Annotated in this window: 11 protein-coding genes; 5 read left to right on the top strand and 6 right to left on the bottom strand. The window is 64.8% G+C overall.

From position 1 onward, the window contains the following. Positions 1-146: 146 nt before the first annotated feature. The gene (locus G6P99_RS22095) at positions 147-1,085 is read right to left on the bottom strand and encodes a GlxA family transcriptional regulator (RefSeq protein WP_029082183.1); all 939 of its coding nucleotides are present in this window, start codon (positions 1,083-1,085) and stop codon (positions 147-149) included. A 128-nt stretch (positions 1,086-1,213) separates the two neighbouring features. Between G6P99_RS22095 and G6P99_RS22090 the strand changes: the two genes are divergently transcribed. Next, on the top strand, positions 1,214-1,900 hold the full coding sequence (locus tag G6P99_RS22090; protein WP_029082184.1) for a DJ-1/PfpI family protein: 687 nt from the start codon (positions 1,214-1,216) through the stop codon (positions 1,898-1,900). Positions 1,901-2,377: 477 nt separating this feature from the next. On the opposite strand, the gene G6P99_RS22085 is transcribed toward G6P99_RS22090, so the two are convergent. Continuing rightward, on the bottom strand, positions 2,378-2,788 hold the full coding sequence (locus tag G6P99_RS22085; protein ID WP_029082185.1) for an NADH:ubiquinone oxidoreductase subunit NDUFA12: 411 nt from the start codon (positions 2,786-2,788) through the stop codon (positions 2,378-2,380). 255 nt (positions 2,789-3,043) lie between these two features. Here G6P99_RS22085 and G6P99_RS22080 point away from each other — a divergent pair, with 255 nt between their 5' ends. Continuing rightward, a complete protein-coding gene (locus G6P99_RS22080; protein WP_084518525.1) occupies positions 3,044-3,670 on the top strand; it encodes a BA14K family protein in 627 nt (208 codons plus the stop codon). 66 nt (positions 3,671-3,736) lie between these two features. On the opposite strand, the gene G6P99_RS22075 is transcribed toward G6P99_RS22080, so the two are convergent. Further along, positions 3,737-4,633, bottom strand: coding sequence for a DMT family transporter (locus G6P99_RS22075; RefSeq protein WP_029082187.1), 897 nt, complete (start codon positions 4,631-4,633; stop codon positions 3,737-3,739). Between the two features lie 179 nt (positions 4,634-4,812). On the opposite strand from G6P99_RS22075, the gene G6P99_RS22070 reads away from it, so the two are divergent. Both G6P99_RS22070 and G6P99_RS22065 read left to right on the top strand, forming a co-directional pair. Beyond that, positions 4,813-5,217 carry a response regulator gene (locus G6P99_RS22070; RefSeq protein WP_029082188.1) on the top strand — a complete coding sequence of 135 codons (405 nt, stop codon included), beginning with the start codon at positions 4,813-4,815 and terminating at the stop codon, positions 5,215-5,217. Between the two features lie 19 nt (positions 5,218-5,236). After that, positions 5,237-7,474: a CHASE3 domain-containing protein gene (locus G6P99_RS22065; protein WP_165123421.1), complete on the top strand. Its 2,238-nt coding sequence runs from the start codon at positions 5,237-5,239 to the stop codon at positions 7,472-7,474. A 350-nt stretch (positions 7,475-7,824) separates the two neighbouring features. Here the strand turns inward: G6P99_RS22065 and G6P99_RS22060 are convergent, their stop codons facing one another. Then, complete coding sequence (locus G6P99_RS22060) at positions 7,825-8,718, bottom strand: DMT family transporter (protein WP_029082190.1); 894 nt, start codon at positions 8,716-8,718, stop codon at positions 7,825-7,827. Between the two features lie 821 nt (positions 8,719-9,539). On the opposite strand from G6P99_RS22060, the gene G6P99_RS22055 reads away from it, so the two are divergent. Then, the gene (locus G6P99_RS22055) at positions 9,540-13,313 is read left to right on the top strand and encodes a vitamin B12-dependent ribonucleotide reductase (protein WP_029082191.1); all 3,774 of its coding nucleotides are present in this window, start codon (positions 9,540-9,542) and stop codon (positions 13,311-13,313) included. Between the two features lie 561 nt (positions 13,314-13,874). On the opposite strand, the gene G6P99_RS22050 is transcribed toward G6P99_RS22055, so the two are convergent. Together G6P99_RS22050 and G6P99_RS22045 are read right to left on the bottom strand one after the other, a co-directional pair. Then, the gene (locus G6P99_RS22050) at positions 13,875-14,144 is read right to left on the bottom strand and encodes a DUF2312 domain-containing protein (protein ID WP_029082193.1); all 270 of its coding nucleotides are present in this window, start codon (positions 14,142-14,144) and stop codon (positions 13,875-13,877) included. Positions 14,145-14,289: 145 nt separating this feature from the next. Then, positions 14,290-15,414, bottom strand: a complete 1,125-nt coding sequence (locus G6P99_RS22045; protein ID WP_029082194.1) for a metallophosphoesterase — start codon at positions 15,412-15,414, stop codon at positions 14,290-14,292. Positions 15,415-15,634 lie beyond the last annotated feature (220 nt).

Genomic DNA, 15,634 nt, shown 5'->3' with positions numbered 1-15,634 from the left:
CGGGTCCCCAATGCCCACTCAAGGTAAGTCACGGGAACCTTCGCGCTGGTTCATCAGTACAAAAATATCATCGATCGTGTGAGATCGGACAACGAGCTTGTCCCAAACTCAATTGCCTCTGCCGACAGCGCCGATGAATTTGGCGCCTACCCCACCCTGGCGGCCCGGCGCAGCGATTGCGGCGGCTGGCCGAAGGCGCGGATGAAGGCGCGGCGCATCCGCTCGGGATCGCGGAAGCCGGTGATCTCGGCGACGCGCTCGATCGCCTCGCCCGACGACTGCACTCGCTGCCGCGCCACCTCGATCCTGAGCCGCTCGACCGCTTTCGACGGCGTGGTGCCGGTCTCGGCGATGAAGGCGCGGGTGAAATGCCGCGAGCTCATCCCGGCCTTGTCGGCGAGGTCCTCGACCGTCAGCGGCGCGTCGAGATGCTCGCGCGCCCAGGCGAGCAGCGGCCCGAACCGTCCGTTCGGCGTCTTCAACTCCAGCAGCGAGGAAAACTGCGACTGCCCGCCGCTGCGCCGATGATACAGCACGAGCTGCCGCGCGGTGTTCTGCGCGATCTCGTCGCCGTAATCCTCGGTGATCATCGCGAGCGCGAGATCGATGCCGGCGGTGATGCCGGCCGAGCTCCAGATATTGCCGTCGCGGACGAAGATCTGGTCCGGCTCGAGCTTGACCTTCGGATAGGTCTTCACGAAATGCGGCGTGCGGTGCCAATGCGTGGTGGCGCGGCGGCCGTCGAGCAGGCCCGCTTCGGCCAACACATAGGCACCCGAGCAGACGCTGGCGACCCGAATGCCGCGGTCCGCCATCCGCCGCACGAATAACAGCGTGGTCGGACAGGTCGCCGCTCCGCCCACGCCCATGCCGCCCGAAATGATCAGCGTGGTGATCGCCGCCGACGGCTTGAGTCCGCGCGCGAGCATCTCGACGCCGGACGAAGAGCGCACAGGCCCCGGCTTCATCGCGATCGTCCTGATCGCCGGCGCGTTGTTGGAAAGGCGCGCGGCGATCTCGAAGGCCGATATCGGGCCGGCCGCGTCGAGCAGCTGGAAGTCCGGAAAGATCAGGATGCCGATCATCGCCAAATCCTCGCAAACGGCGTTACGTTCCGAATGGCCTTACGTCTTAAAATGAGGGAAATACGCCATTTTGGACGGAAGGCCATCATGGCATCGTGGTTCCGTCAAGCGCTATTTGGAGACTTCCGATGTCCGAACCCCTGCAGATTGGATTGCTGATCTTCCCGAAAGTCACCCAGCTCGATTTCACCGGTCCGCTGCAGGTGTTTTCGGCCGTCCCCGGCGCCAAGGTTCATCTGATCTGGAAACGGATCGAACCCGTTCCGACCGATTCCGTCATGGTGCTCACGCCGACCATGACGTTTGCCGATTGCCCGCAGCTCGACGTGATCTGCGTGCCCGGCGGGGCCGGCACCAACGACATGGTGGGCGACGAGGAGATGCTCGCCTTCCTGCGCAAGCAGGCCGCCGGCGCGAAGTACATCACCTCGGTCTGCACGGGATCGCTGGTGCTTGGCGCGGCCGGCCTGCTCAAAGGCTATCGCGCCACCACGCATTGGAGCGCGATCGATTTCCTGGCCGGCTTCGGCGCGATCCCGACGAAGACGCGCGTCTGCGTCGACCGCAACCGCTTCACCGGCGGCGGCGTCACGGCTGGAATCGATTTCGCGCTGACGCTAGTGTCGGAGCTGGTCGACCGCAAGGCCGCGGAAGCGATCCAGCTTGGGATCGAATACAATCCCGCACCGCCCTTCAATGCGGGCTCGCCCGACACCGCGCCGGCCGAGATCCTCGCTCTGGTGAAGGAGCGGATCGCGCCGTCGCAGACCCGCCGCACCGAACAGATGAACCGTGCCGCGGCGCGGCTGTCCTGACGCAGAGCCCTTTCCGTTCCGATGGAATCGGAACGGGCTCTGGATTCTTGTATTGACGCGTTTTCTTCACGCGAACCGGGATCCACTACGCTCGAAAACGCTTCAGGATCGCCGCAAAGAAAAAGGCCGCCCAGTTTCCCGGGCGGCCCTTCCTGTCTCACGGTAGCCTCACATTTGCGGGCGATTTCAGGACATCTGTACCGGGGGCCTATCTCCCGGCCGCATCCAACTCGGAGGCCGCTGCTTATCGGGACAGTCGCGATCTGGAGCCCGATCCGACGCGATGGTCTCCCATCTCCGTAAGATGGCTTCATTGAGCCGCGAACCCGTGCGCGACGCAAGCGGACATGTTCGGCTGCTGCCCGACTGTCCCCGCTGTTACCGTTGTCCACAGGCGCGCCATGGGTCGCCACGACGCGCGTGCGGTGCACGCGCGGCGTGACGCAGATGCACGTCAGAAACGGCAATGCGTGAAGGTTAGCTTCCCGGCGTCCAGGCGTGGTAGTCGCCGGTCGCCTTGGGGCGGCGGCCGCTCGCCAGCGTCGAGCCGGACGGACGGTAGGCCTGCGCGGTGCCGGTCATGTTCGGCAGGTGCGGCTTCTCCCATTCCCGCGCCGTGTAGGTCTCTTCGGTCGGGGGCACGTCGACGGTGTGATGCAACCAGCCGTGCCAGCCCGCCGGGATACGGGACGCTTCCGCGTAGCCGTTATAGACCACCCAGCGCCGCTCGAAATGCAGCGTCGGGTCGATCTCGCCGCCCTTGGTGCGATAGTAGCGATTGCCCTGCTCGTCCTCGCCGACCAGCTCACCGAATCGCGAGGTCCACAATTGCGTGCCAAAGGTCTGGCCGTTCCACCAGGTGAAGAATTTCAGCAGGAATTGTTTCATGCGTGGCCGGTCGTCGGTTCGAGGCAGTCAGGCTCTGATGCCACCTCAAACCCCAAATGTCCAGCCGTCGCCAAGGTAACCGCGCACTCCCCGAACGGACCCGATCACGAACCCGTTTGGCGACCAAATGACGCGGTCACGGGCGGTTTTGTTCAGCCACCATACATGCGCCGCCTGCCAAGCAAAGATGACGCACAATCAATGTGGAACGCAGGAACGTCCGACCGCAGAAATGGTTAGACATCACCCGTTTTGATGGAGTCGAAAATGATCAACCTGAAGGTTCTGAGCACTGCCGCGGCGCTGGCGCTTGCGCTGCCGATGGTGATGCCGAACGTCTCGTTCGCGCAGTCTGGTGCACAGATGGGCGCGATGGGCGGCGGTGGCGCGCGTGGCGGTGGCGGTGGCGGTGGCCACATCGGCGGTAGTGGCGGTGGCGGCGGCCATATTGGCGGCGGCGGCGGATTTGGCGGCGGTCGTGGCGCGGCCATGGGAGCCGGCCCGCGCGTTGGCGGCGGCGGCCAGTGGGCTGGTGGCGGTGGCGGTGGTCGCCAGTGGGCCGGCGGTGGCGGCGGGCGCTGGCAAGGCGGTGGTGGCGGTTGGCACGGCGGCTATCGCCGTGGCGGCGGCTACTGGCCGGGCGCGGTTGCCGGTGCAGTGGTCGGCGGCGCCATTGCCTCGGGCGCGTATTACGGCTCGGGCTACGGCTATGGCCCCGGCTATTACGATGACAGCTACGGTTATTACGATGAACCGTCTGTCGCTGTGGAAGCCGTGCCGAGTGGCGGCGATGCCAGCTACTGCGCGCAGCGCTACAAGTCCTACGACCCGGGCTCGGGCACCTATCTCGGCTACGACGGCCAGCGGCACCCCTGCCCGTAACCGCAGTCTGAACTTCCAGTTAGCAAAGGGCGGCGGCAACGCCGTCCTTTTTCATGTGCGTAAGATTCACGTGCGCAAGGCCACCGCGACGGCTGCGAACGTCACCACCAGCGCCGCGATATCGCTGGTGCTGAGCGGCTCGCGCAGCATCGCCGCTGCCGCCAAGACGCCGATGATGGGCACCAGCAGCGTGCCGATCGATGCGGTTGCCGCCGGTAGCCGTTCCAGCGCCGCAAACCAGCAGACATAGCAAAGGCAGAACTGGATCAGCGTCATGTAGATCATCGACGCCCAGCCGAACCGCGACAGCGCGACCAATTGCGGTTGCTCGATCAGGACGCCGATGATCGCAATCGGCACGCAGCCGATCGCAAGCTGCCAGGCCGCGAGAGACAATGGCGGCATCGCGAGCTTGAAGGACTTGGTCAGCACCGTGCCAAGCCCGACACACACCGCGCCCGCGAGCGCAAACAGAATGCCCGGCAACTTGCCGAGGCTTGCGTCGAGACCGCCGCCGCCGATCAGCGCGGCGATGCCGGCGAGCGCCACCGCAAGCGCGAGCGCGCGCGGCAGCGACACACGCTCGCCGAGCACCGGCCAGGCCACCAGTGCGACCCACACCGGGATCGTGATCCCGAGCACGGCCGCCTCGCTGGCCCGCAGCCAGATCAGCGCCAGCCCCATCGAGGCGACCCAGCCACCGATCGCCAGTGTCGAGACCAGCGCAAGCCGCCACCACATGCCCGGCGGAACACGCAGCGTATGCCCCCGCACGACCGCCACCAGACCGAGCGCGAGCGCGCCGACCACGCCGCACAGACCGCGCGAGGACAGCGGCGGCCACTCGCTCAGGAGAAATTTCATGATCGGGAAGTTGAGTCCCCAGCCGGTCGAGGCTACCACCAGGAATGCGAGGCCAAGCGGTGACAGCGGAGCGCGGCCGGCGGCTGGAACTGCGGTCATGGACCTGTCGTAAAGGGAATGGACAAATACAAGTGATGTGTCAGGGCTAGCTGGAAATCAGCTTGTCAGCAAACAGCATATGCATTCTATGATACAGACTTTCCGTCGCGGTTCCGCCTTAATCGGCAAACGGGCCAAGCGAGTCGCCGGCACGCGAGGCCATAGCAAGAGGATGCATCGTGCCGAGCGTTCTCGTGGTCGATGACGACCCGATGGTGTGCGTTGCCATCGAGGTCTGTTTGCAGCGCCAGGGCTTCGAGGTCACCGTCGCCGACGGTGGTGAGGCGGGCATGCGTGCGCTCGAGAACGGCACGTTCGACGTGATGGTGGTCGACGTCTTCATGCCGCATATGCGGGGCTTCGAGGCGATCCGGATCTTCCACGAGCGCGCCCCCGATATTCCTGTGATCGCGATGTCGGGCTACGCTTTCGCCAATGCCGACCGCGCGCCGGACTTCCTGCGGATGACGATCGAGCTCGGTGCGTCCGCCTGCCTGCGCAAGCCGTTTACCCCGCAGGCGCTGATTGCCGCCGTGAACGAATGTCTCGCGAAGTACACTCCTTCCGCTCGTCTTTCGAAGTAATTGCTCGTACTAATCGTCGATGGCTTCCCAACGTCTCATCCTCGGCAGCGGCCTTGCGATCCTTCTCGTCATCAGCGCGGCGTCGATCGGGCTGGACGTCAGGTCGCGCAGCGAGATTGATTCGGTCGAGCGCACGCTCAGCATCCTCAAGCGCATTTCGGATGCGCGGGCGCTGCCGCGCAGCGTCGAGAGCGCGGCACGCGGCTTCGCGCTGACCGGCGACGCGTCCTTCGCCGACGAATTCCGCGAGCAGAGCACAGCCCTCACCGCTGCCTTCGACGGCCTGATGGCCGCGGTGACGTCGGCCCCCGAAGAGGCGCAGCTGATCACGGGCACCAGGAGAGACGTTCAGCGCGCCATCGCGCTCGGTGCCGAACTGATCCGCTTGCGCAACGCGGGCGACACCGCCGGCGCCGCCGCGCTGATCTCCGCGGGTGAGAGCCGCGCGGTGATGGACAAGGTTGGAGCGGCGCTCGACCGCCTGGTCACCGAAGAGCGCCGCCTGCTCGGGATTCGCACCGGACAGTCGAAGACCAACGGACGGCTGCTGCTGGCGATCGACCTCGCCGGCGTGGTGCTGATCCTGCTGCTTGCGGTCGCGCTGACGCTCGCGGCCCGCCGTGCCAGCCGCGAATTGCAGGGCGCGCTCAGCGCGACCAAGGCCACCAATTTGTCGCTCGAGGGCAAGGTCGCCGAACGCACCAAGGATCTTGGCGCCGCGCTCGAAGGGCTGCACCGCTCCACCTCGGTGATGGAAACCACCTTCCGCAGCATGGCGGAGGCGGTGCTGGTGATCGACAGCGCCGGCGTCGTGCTGCTCTCCAACCCGGCCGCCGAGAAGATGCTGCGCTACAAACCAGGCATGACGCTCCGGCAGCTGCGCGCGATGAGCAACGTATTCCAGTCCGACGGCGAGACGCCGATGCAGGCCGACGACATGCCCTCGGCCAAGGCGTTGCGCGGCGAGGAATTCGACGGGCTGGAATTCGTCGCCAAGCCGGTCCGCGGCGCCCCCCCGATTCACCTCGTGGTGTCGGGTTGCCCGCTGCGCGACGGCGACGACGCCATCACCGGCGCCGCGCTGATCTATCACGACATCACCGCCTCGCGCGAAACCGAGCACAAGCTGCAGCAGGCGCAGAAGCTCGACGCCATCGGCAAGCTCACCGGCGGCGTCGCGCACGACTTCAACAACATGCTGACGGTCATCACCGGCACCACCGAGACGCTGGTCGACAGCCTGCGCAACCAGCCGAAGCTGGCGCAAACCGCCGAACTGATCGACCGCGCCGCCGAGCGCTGCCGCGAGCTGATCCAGCATCTGCTCGCCTTCGCCCGCCGCCAGCCGCTCGAGCCGCGCACCGTCGACATCAACGGCACCGTGGTCGATATCGCAAAACTGCTGCGGCCGACGCTCGGCGAGCAGATCGAGATCGATTCGGTGCTCGCCCCCGATGTCGCCAGCGTCCATATCGATCCGTCGCAGCTTGCCAACTCGCTGCTCAACATGGCGATCAACTCGCGCGACGCGATGCCGAACGGCGGCAAGCTGCTGTTCGAGACCAGCAACATCGTGCTCGACGACGCCTATGCTGCGACCAACCCCGACATCACGCCGGGCCGCTATGTGCTGCTCGCGGTCAGCGACACCGGCACCGGCATGTCGCACGCGGTACAGGACAAGGTGTTCGAGCCGTTCTTCACCACCAAGGAGGTCGGCAAGGGCTCCGGCCTCGGCATGAGCATGGTCTACGGCTTCGTCAAGCAGTCCGGCGGCCATATCAAGATCTACAGCGAGGAAGGCCACGGCACCACGATCAAGCTCTATCTGCCGCCTGCCCGCGGCCAGGTCGAGGCGACGGCGCCGGAGCCGGAGCCGGTGCGGCGCGGCAGCGAAGTCATCCTTGTGGTGGAGGACGACCAGCTGGTGCGCAACTACGTGGTCACGCAGCTTGGCGCCCTCGGCTACAAGACCATTGCCGTGCCCGACGCCCGCGCCGCGCTGGCGCTGGTCGACAAGGGCGAGAAGTTCGACCTGTTGTTCACCGACGTGATCATGCCCGGCGGCATGAACGGCCGCCAGCTCGCCGACGAAGTGAGAAAACGGCGGCCCGGCCTCAAGGTGCTCTACACCTCGGGCTACACCGAGAACGCGATCGTGCATCACGGCCGCCTCGACGAAGGCGTGCTGCTGCTCGCAAAGCCCTACCGCAAGGCGCAGCTCTCCAGCATGCTGCAGCAGGCGCTCGGCGAGTGATGCGACGCCTCGACCTCTCCTCGGTTGCGGCAGGGCGATCGCAGGGGTGCACTGCCAAAATATCGAAAACAACCCCATGCAAAGGAGCCGACGGCCGCCGACGTTCGCCACGGTGCCTCGACACGAGGGGCTAAATCAGCGACATTTTTCCGTTATTCAGAAATCATGCAGACACCCTTCACCTTGGGGCTGTCGCATATTGCATTTGCGGACTTCTGCAACTGACGTTGCCACGTCGTCATGGCCGGGCTTGTCCGGGCCATCCACGTCTTCTTTTGCTCAGAGGCCAAGACGTGGATGCCCGGCACAAGGCCGGGCATGACGAGTTTGTGGCGCAGAGCGAGACGCAGCTACCGCGTCGCCAGCGCGACGCCGGCGAGCGTGAACAGCAGCGCGGTGATCTGGATCGGCCCGAGCGGCTCGCCGAGCGCGACTGCGGACGCCACCACGCCGATGACCGGCACTGCCATGGTGCCGATCGCCGCGACGGAGGCCGGCAGGCGGGCGAGCGCGGCAAACCAGGCGACATAGGCGACGCAGAACTGGATCAGCGTCGAATAGACCAGGAGCCACCAGCCGACCGTCGTCACCCTCTCGATATGCGTGGTCTCGATCAGGAGGCCAACGATTGCGATCGGCACGCAGCCGAGGCCGATCTGCCAGGCCGCGGCCGGGATCGGCGGCATCACCAGCGGGTATTTCTTCGCCAGCACCGTGCCGAGCGCAAAGCCGAACGCGCCGCAGAGCGCCATGATGATTCCCGGCAGCTTCTCCTTGCTCGCGGAAATGCCGTTGCCGCCCATGATCGCGGCAAGTCCCGCGAACGCCATCACCAGTGCGATGGTCCGCAGCAGTGTCGGCCGCTCGCCGAGCACCGGCCAGGCCAGCAGCGAGGCCCACACCGGCATGGTGTAGGCGATCAGCGCGGCCTCGCTCGCCGGCAGCCAGAGCAGCGCCAGCCCCATCAGCACCATCCAGCCGGTGACGTTGAGCGCCGCATACAGCACGAGCCGCGGCCACAGCCGGGGCTCGACATGCAGGCTCTGCGCGCGGATCACGGCCAGCAGCGCCAGCAGCACCGCGCCGATCACGCCGGTGGTGCCGCGCAGCGTCAGCGGCGGGAGCTCGCTGAGCAGGAATTTTGTAGACGGCCAGTTGAACCCCCAGCCCACCGAAGTGATGGCGAGGAACATCAGGCCGGCGGGCGCAAGGCGCGGCCGCGCGTGAGGCTTCTGGTCTGTCATGGAACCCGGCGGGGGATGTGAGTCGGCCGCAGCTTGCCCGCGATCTTGTCGCCCGACCATCACGCCCCTGACATGCCTGATCCTTAGTTTGCCCGTAGCCCTACGTGAGTCCCTAAAATTCAATCCGGGACGGCGAATAAAAACTTCGCCTGTGAACAGCGGGGCGAAACTCCAATCCACAGGCGGAGCGAATTTTTTTGGCTTGGGAATCCCTGAGGACTCACCGATAGTTGGCTCGATCACAGGCGCGGCACCGACCCCTGTTATCCCCCTCCATCCACCATATTTAGTGTTTGATTCAGAAACTCGTACTAGTCCTTGACGGGTGAGACGGACATGGCCTAGTTTTCAACCTGTTCGGCGCGAGTGTGTTTGGGTTCCCGCCGGTCGCTCCCACAAGGGTACCAAAATGACCACTCCGCCAGGCCTTCGGGCCGCGGGTGAAGGACTTGTCTGCCCTGATTTTGGGCCGAGTCTTTTGGGCCAGGTTGGGGACGACAAACGGGCCGAGAAGGACCCGGAAACAGAGGCCGGAACCGGCCCGCAAGAAGCGTACGCGTGACGTGTCGCGTGAAGCGTTTTGGGGCGTTGAATGCATGACCCGGAGGGCCCGTAACGTCGGGATCCGCGCCGGGATCGTGCCGCCGCAGGGCCGGATCAAGCCGGACCCCTCGCGGATGAGAGAACAGGCCGGGTCCACCGGCTGAGCTGCGGATGACGGGAGGCGTGCTGACGCGTTTTCCCTGAGTCCGCGAACAGATAACATTCCGGCAACCTGCGAAAAACGTGGGACCGGGCAGAAGAAGAGACGGGGCTCGACCATGCAAATCGATCGGCGCAATACCACCAGCGGACAATCACCCTATGCCGGGATCAATTTCCGCCTGACCACATCAGAGATCCGCAATCCGGACGGCTCGGTCGTGTTCCGCGCCGAGAACGTCGAGGTGCCGGATTTCTGGTCGCAGGTCGCCTCCGACGTGCTGGCGCAGAAGTATTTCCGCAAAGCCGGCGTTGCCGCGCGCCTGAAGAAGGTCGAGGAAGAGACCGTGCCGTCCTGGCTGTGGCGTTCGGTGCCCGACACCGAGGCACTCGCCCTGCTGCCCGAGAACGAGCGCATCGTCGGCGAGACCTCGGCAAAGCAGGTGTTCGATCGCCTCGCCGGCTGCTGGACCTATTGGGGCTGGAAGGGCGGCTATTTCTCCACCGAGGAAGACGCCCTCGCCTTCTTCGACGAGCTGCGCTTCCAACTGGCAAAACAGATGGTCGCGCCGAACTCGCCGCAGTGGTTCAACACCGGTCTCCATTGGGCCTATGGCGTCGATGGCCCGGGCCAGGGTCACTACTACGTCGACTGGAAGACCGGCAAGCTGACGAAATCGAAGTCGGCCTATGAGCACCCGCAGCCGCATGCCTGCTTCATCCAGGGCGTCGGCGACGACCTCGTCAACGAGGGCGGCATCATGGACCTCTGGGTGCGCGAGGCGCGCCTGTTCAAGTATGGCTCCGGCACCGGCTCCAACTTCTCCAGCCTGCGCGGCGAAGGCGAAAAGCTTTCCGGCGGCGGCCGCTCGTCCGGCCTGATGAGCTTCCTCAAGATCGGCGACCGCGCCGCGGGCGCAATCAAGTCGGGCGGCACCACCCGCCGCGCCGCCAAGATGGTCGTGGTCGATGCCGATCACCCCGATATCGAGACCTATATCGACTGGAAGGTGAAGGAGGAGCAGAAGGTCGCAGCTCTCGTCACCGGCTCCAAGATCAACCAGAAGCACCTCAAGGCCGTGATGAAGGCCTGCGTCAACTGCGAAGGCAGTGGCGACGACTGCTTCGATCCCGAGAAGAACCCTGCCCTGCGCCGCGAGATCAAGCTCGCGCGCCGCAGCCTCGTGCCCGACAACTACATCAAGCGCGTCATCCAGTTTGCCAAGCAGGGCTACAAGGACATCTCGTTCGACATCTACGACACCGACTGGGATTCCGAGGCCTACCTGACCGTCTCCGGCCAGAACTCCAACAACTCGGTCTCGCTGAAGGACGACTTCCTGCGCGCTGTGGAAACCGACGGCGACTGGAATCTGGTGGGACGCACCACCAAGAAGGTGACCAAGACGCTGAAGGCCCGCGACCTCTGGGAGAAGATCGGTTACGCCGCCTGGGCCTCCGCCGATCCCGGCCTGCACTTCAACACCACGATGAACGACTGGCACACCTGCAAGGCGTCCGGCGACATCCGCGCGTCCAATCCGTGCTCGGAATACATGTTCCTGGACGACACGGCGTGCAATCTGGCGTCGGCCAACCTGCTGACGTTCTACAACACCTCGACCAAGCGGTTCGATATCGAGTCCTACGAGCACCTCTGCCGGCTCTGGACCATCGTGCTGGAAATCTCCGTCATGATGGCCCAGTTCCCGTCGAAGGCGATCGCGGAGCTGTCCTACGAATTCCGCACCCTCGGCCTCGGCTTTGCAAACATCGGCGGCCTCTTGATGACCATGGGCCTGCCCTATGACAGCAAGGAAGGCCGTTCGCTCTGCGGCGCGCTGACCGCGGTCATGACCGGCATCTCCTACAAGACTTCGGCGGAGATGGCGGCCGAGCTCGGCACCTTCCCGGGCTACAAGAAGAACGCCGCGCACATGCTGCGCGTGATCCGCAACCATCGCCGCGCTGCGCATGGTGAAAGCCGCGGCTATGAGGCGCTCGCCGTCAATCCGGTGGCGCTCGATCACGCCTCCTGCCCGCAAGCCGACATCGTCACCCGCGCCAAGCTCGCCTGGGACGACGCGCTGGCGCTCGGCGAGGTCAACGGCTACCGCAATGCCCAGACCACGGTGGTGGCGCCGACCGGCACCATCGGCCTGGTGATGGATTGCGACACCACCGGCATCGAGCCCGACTTCGCGCTGGTGAAGTTCAAGAAGCTCGCCGGCGGCGGCTACTTCAAGATCATCAACCAGGCGGTGCCGGCCGCACTGCGCGCGCTCGGCTATCGCGAGAGCGAGATCGCGGAGATCGAGGCCTACGCCGTCGGCCACGGCTCGCTGTCGAATGCGCCCGGGATCAACGCCTCGACCTTGAAGACCAAGGGCTTCACCGATGAGGCCATCGCAAAGGTCGAAAAGGCACTGCCGACCGCGTTCGACATCAAATTCGCCTTCAACAAGTGGACCTTTGGCGAGGATTTCATTCGCGACACGCTCGGCATCGGCGCCGAGGCGATTGCCACCCCCGGCTTCGACCTGCTCGCCGCGGTCGGCTTCACCAAGCGCGAGATCGAAGCCGCCAACGTGCACATCTGCGGCGCGATGACGGTGGAGGGAGCTCCTCACCTCAAAGCCGAGCACTATCCGGTGTTCGACTGCGCCAACCCGTGCGGCAAGATCGGCAAGCGTTATCTCTCGGTCGAGAGCCACATCAGGATGATGGCGGCTTCCCAGCCGTTCATCTCGGGCGCGATCTCCAAGACCATCAACATGCCGAACGACGCCACGGTAGAGGACTGCAAGTCCGCCTATCTGCTGTCGTGGAAGCTGGCGCTGAAGGCCAACGCGCTCTACCGCGACGGCTCGAAGCTGTCGCAGCCGCTCAACTCGCAGCTCATCTCCGACGATGAGGACGAGGACGATGCGGTCGAGGCACTCTACGAGAAGCCGATGGCGGCGCGTGCCGCCCAGGTCTCGGAGAAGATCGTCGAGAAGCTGGTCGAGCGCATCATCGTGATGCGCGAGCGCGAGAAGATGCCCGATCGCCGCAAGGGCTACACCCAGAAGGCTGTTGTCGGCGGCCACAAGGTCTATCTGCGCACCGGCGAATATGACGACGGACGGCTCGGCGAGATCTTCATCGATATGCACAAGGAAGGCGCAGCACTCCGCTCCTTCATCAACAACTTTGCGATCGCGGTTTCGCTCGGTCTGCAATACGGCGTGCCGCTGGAAGAATATGTCGACGCTTTCACGTTCACGCGCTTCGAGCCCGCGGGTCCGGTGCAGGGCAACGACTCCATCAAGTATGCCACCTCGATCCTCGACTATGTCTTCCGCGAGCTCGCGGTGAGCTATATGAGCCGCTTCGACCTCGCCCATGTCGATCCGAACGAAAGCGGTTTCGACGCGCTCGGCAAGGGCGTCGAGGAAGGCAAGGAGCCGGATGAGGCCCCCACGCACCAGGCGACGAAGTACGTGTCGAAGGGCTTGACCCGTTCGCGCACCGACAACCTCGTCGTCATGCGCGGCGGCTCGGCCGCAGTCAGCGGCAACGCCGACAACGCCCCCGCCGGCGGCAGCCGCGTCACCGCGCTGGCCCCGCACGGCGCAACCGCCCGCGGCGTCTCCGACACCATCGAAGGCGCCGTCGCCCTGAAGCAGGAGGTCAGCCACGACCTCTCGCCAACCGAGAAGCTCGAGGCGCTGAACTGGAGCAAGGCCGGCACCGCCGCGGCAGCAGCTCCGTCCAAGGCCGAGCGCCGCGCCGAAGCGAAGGCCAAGGGCTACGAAGGCGAGATGTGCTCGGAGTGCGGCAACTTCACGCTGGTGCGGAACGGGACCTGCATGAAGTGCGATACGTGCGGAAGCACGACGGGGTGTTCGTGAGGAATATAACGCAGCACATCGGACTGCAGATCAACCCCGCCGTCAAAACCGGCGGGGTTTTCGTCCTTGCAGCGCATGAATCCCCAGATCGCCTCATCCCAAGGGAAAAGCAATCCTCGACCGAGACCTACAGCTTTGCCTCGGTCCCCGCTCGACAGGCACCGTCACCCGAACATCGGGAAACGACGAAACGGAAGGCTACGTTACGGCCCATTTCCGATACGCATCGACATCGTAACGCGCCGACTCTAGCAGAGCACACATCGCGTTGGTCATCTCGGTCAAAACCTCGGGGTCTGACAAGAGAACATCGTCTACATCGACAATGGAGCTTACACGGCTAGCCACTTTTTCCGCCAGTGAGCACTCGTCAGGAGCGGTCGCTTTTGCTGCCGCAAGCTTGATCGGGTCATTTGTTGGGATGTGCGTCGGCTCGAACCGAATAGCTATTGAAACCATAACCGACAGCGGGCACCTCGTCTCCGGCAGCGTTGAGCGGATTAGCCGAAGGCGCACTCCGCCGCACGGCGGCTTACGCTCCGTCAATTCGCCCTATTTACCTCACGCCGCCTTCGCTTCCTTGTCTGCCGGCGCCGTTTCCATCGCTCGCATGTAGAGATCGAGCAGGGATTCGCGTTCGTCGCGCTCGTCCTGGTCCTGTTTGCGCAGCTTGATGATCTCCTTGAGGATCTTCACGTCGAAACCATCGCCTTTCGCCTCCGAAAAAACTTCCTTCTTCTGCTCGCTCAATTCCCCGATTTCAGTGTCGAGGTTCTCGATCCGCTCGACGAAGGAACGAATTTTTCCGCCGGGAATGGTGATGTCGGACATGGTGCCTCCTTGCTGAATGAGGCCGTGAAAATGAAAGCAAAGAGATGACCAATGTCTTAACCCACGCGACCGCTGCGGCGTGTTCATAGCTGAGGTATTCTTGTGACGACGATGCGATCGCATCATCGCATGCGAAACAAATCGCTCAGGCGTCATCAGACACGCGCAACGTGATCCGGGTCAATTCGGACGGGCGGCCGAGCCGCAAGGCAAAACCCGGCCATAGCGCGGTGCCGTTGTTGACGTAGAGCGTCATCCCGTCGACGTCGTAGCGGCCCGAGACGAAGCCGGCGTTGGCGCGCGCGGCCAGGCGGTCGATCCCCAGGATCAATCCGCCATGCGTATGTCCGGAGAGTTGCAGGGCGACGCCGAGCCGAGCGGCGTTGCGTGCGTCGCTCGGCTGGTGGTCGAGCAGGATGACGGGCGCGCCTTTGGGGGCGCCGTCGATGACAGCGGCAAGGTCGCGGACGGGATGCCCCCTGCGGCGCGACGCGCGGTCGGTGATGCCTGCGATCACCAGCCTGCCGCCGCCGCGTTCGAGAACGACGTGCCTGTTCTCGAGCGAGCGCAGGCCCAACGCGGCATAGTGCGCCATCCATACGTCGTAGCCGAAGATATATTCGTGGTTGCCAGAGATCACGTAGACGCCGTCGGTGGCCTTCAGGTCCCGCAAAGGCTCGACGTCTTTGCGCCGCGCATCGACGGTGCCGTCGATCAGGTCGCCCGTGATCGCGATCAGATCCACGCCGAGCTTGTTCGATCGCGCGACGACGGCGCGCGCCCACGGCGCAGGAAACAGCCGGCTGATGTGAAGATCGGTCAGTTGCAGGATGGTGTAGCCGTCGAGCTGTGGCGGAAGTCCGCGGATGCCGACTTCGACGTCTTTCAGCGGCGGAATCCGCATGGCCTGATGGACGCCGATCGCGGCGGCTGTGGCCGCAAGCGCAGCAAGCGCGTAGCGGACGCCGTCAGGCGCGCCCACGATGCCGCCATGGATCAGCGCGGCGACCAGTAATCCGGCATCGAGCGCCAGTTGCAGCAACGCCAGCAGGACGATCGCACCGAACGCCCAGTTGAAGAGGACGACCACCGGACGTGGAAACTCCGGCGAGAATTCCGATCCCGACGACAGTCTGTTCCAGCGGTGAAACTGCAAGGCGACCAGCACGAGCACCGCGGCGACGATCTTTGCCGGGAGCGGCCAGTCGAGCGGCCAGATGAAGCGGGCCAGAATCAGCAGACTGGTCAGGCCGAAGATGAGCTGGGGAATCGGTTCGCTCCGGATTGGATCGGTGGGGCTGTGTGGTGGGCGCTCAGCGAACGTAGGGTGGATCGGCTGCAGGCGTAAGCCGCCATCGTCAGCACGTTTCGGCGAGTTGCGCTTCGCTGAAACACCCCGCGCGCTTTGCGGTGGAGCAAGGCTGACGCCGCCGCAGCCGTCCGCCCCGGCAAAGCCGACGGCCGCGTTGAAGCTTTGGTGGAGGTCTCCA

The organism is Bradyrhizobium sp. 6(2017) (genome assembly GCF_011058295.2).
Classification (GTDB): Bacteria; Pseudomonadota; Alphaproteobacteria; order Rhizobiales; family Xanthobacteraceae; genus Bradyrhizobium; species Bradyrhizobium septentrionale.
This window is presented reverse-complemented; position numbering and strand designations above follow the sequence as displayed.

Bases quoted from the DNA above. Each gene is read 5' to 3' on its own strand.
- G6P99_RS22095 (WP_029082183.1), bottom strand. From the start codon at position 1,085: ATGATCGGCATCCTGATCTTTCCGGACTTCCAGCTGCTCGACGCGGCC.
- G6P99_RS22090 (WP_029082184.1), top strand. From the start codon at position 1,214: ATGTCCGAACCCCTGCAGATTGGATTGCTGATCTTCCCGAAAGTCACC.
- G6P99_RS22085 (WP_029082185.1), bottom strand. From the start codon at position 2,788: ATGAAACAATTCCTGCTGAAATTCTTCACCTGGTGGAACGGCCAGACC.
- G6P99_RS22080 (WP_084518525.1), top strand. From the start codon at position 3,044: ATGGAGTCGAAAATGATCAACCTGAAGGTTCTGAGCACTGCCGCGGCG.
- G6P99_RS22075 (WP_029082187.1), bottom strand. From the start codon at position 4,633: ATGACCGCAGTTCCAGCCGCCGGCCGCGCTCCGCTGTCACCGCTTGGC.
- G6P99_RS22065 (WP_165123421.1), top strand. From the start codon at position 5,237: ATGGCTTCCCAACGTCTCATCCTCGGCAGCGGCCTTGCGATCCTTCTC.
- G6P99_RS22060 (WP_029082190.1), bottom strand. From the start codon at position 8,718: ATGACAGACCAGAAGCCTCACGCGCGGCCGCGCCTTGCGCCCGCCGGC.
- G6P99_RS22055 (WP_029082191.1), top strand. From the start codon at position 9,540: ATGCAAATCGATCGGCGCAATACCACCAGCGGACAATCACCCTATGCC.
- G6P99_RS22050 (WP_029082193.1), bottom strand. From the start codon at position 14,144: ATGTCCGACATCACCATTCCCGGCGGAAAAATTCGTTCCTTCGTCGAG.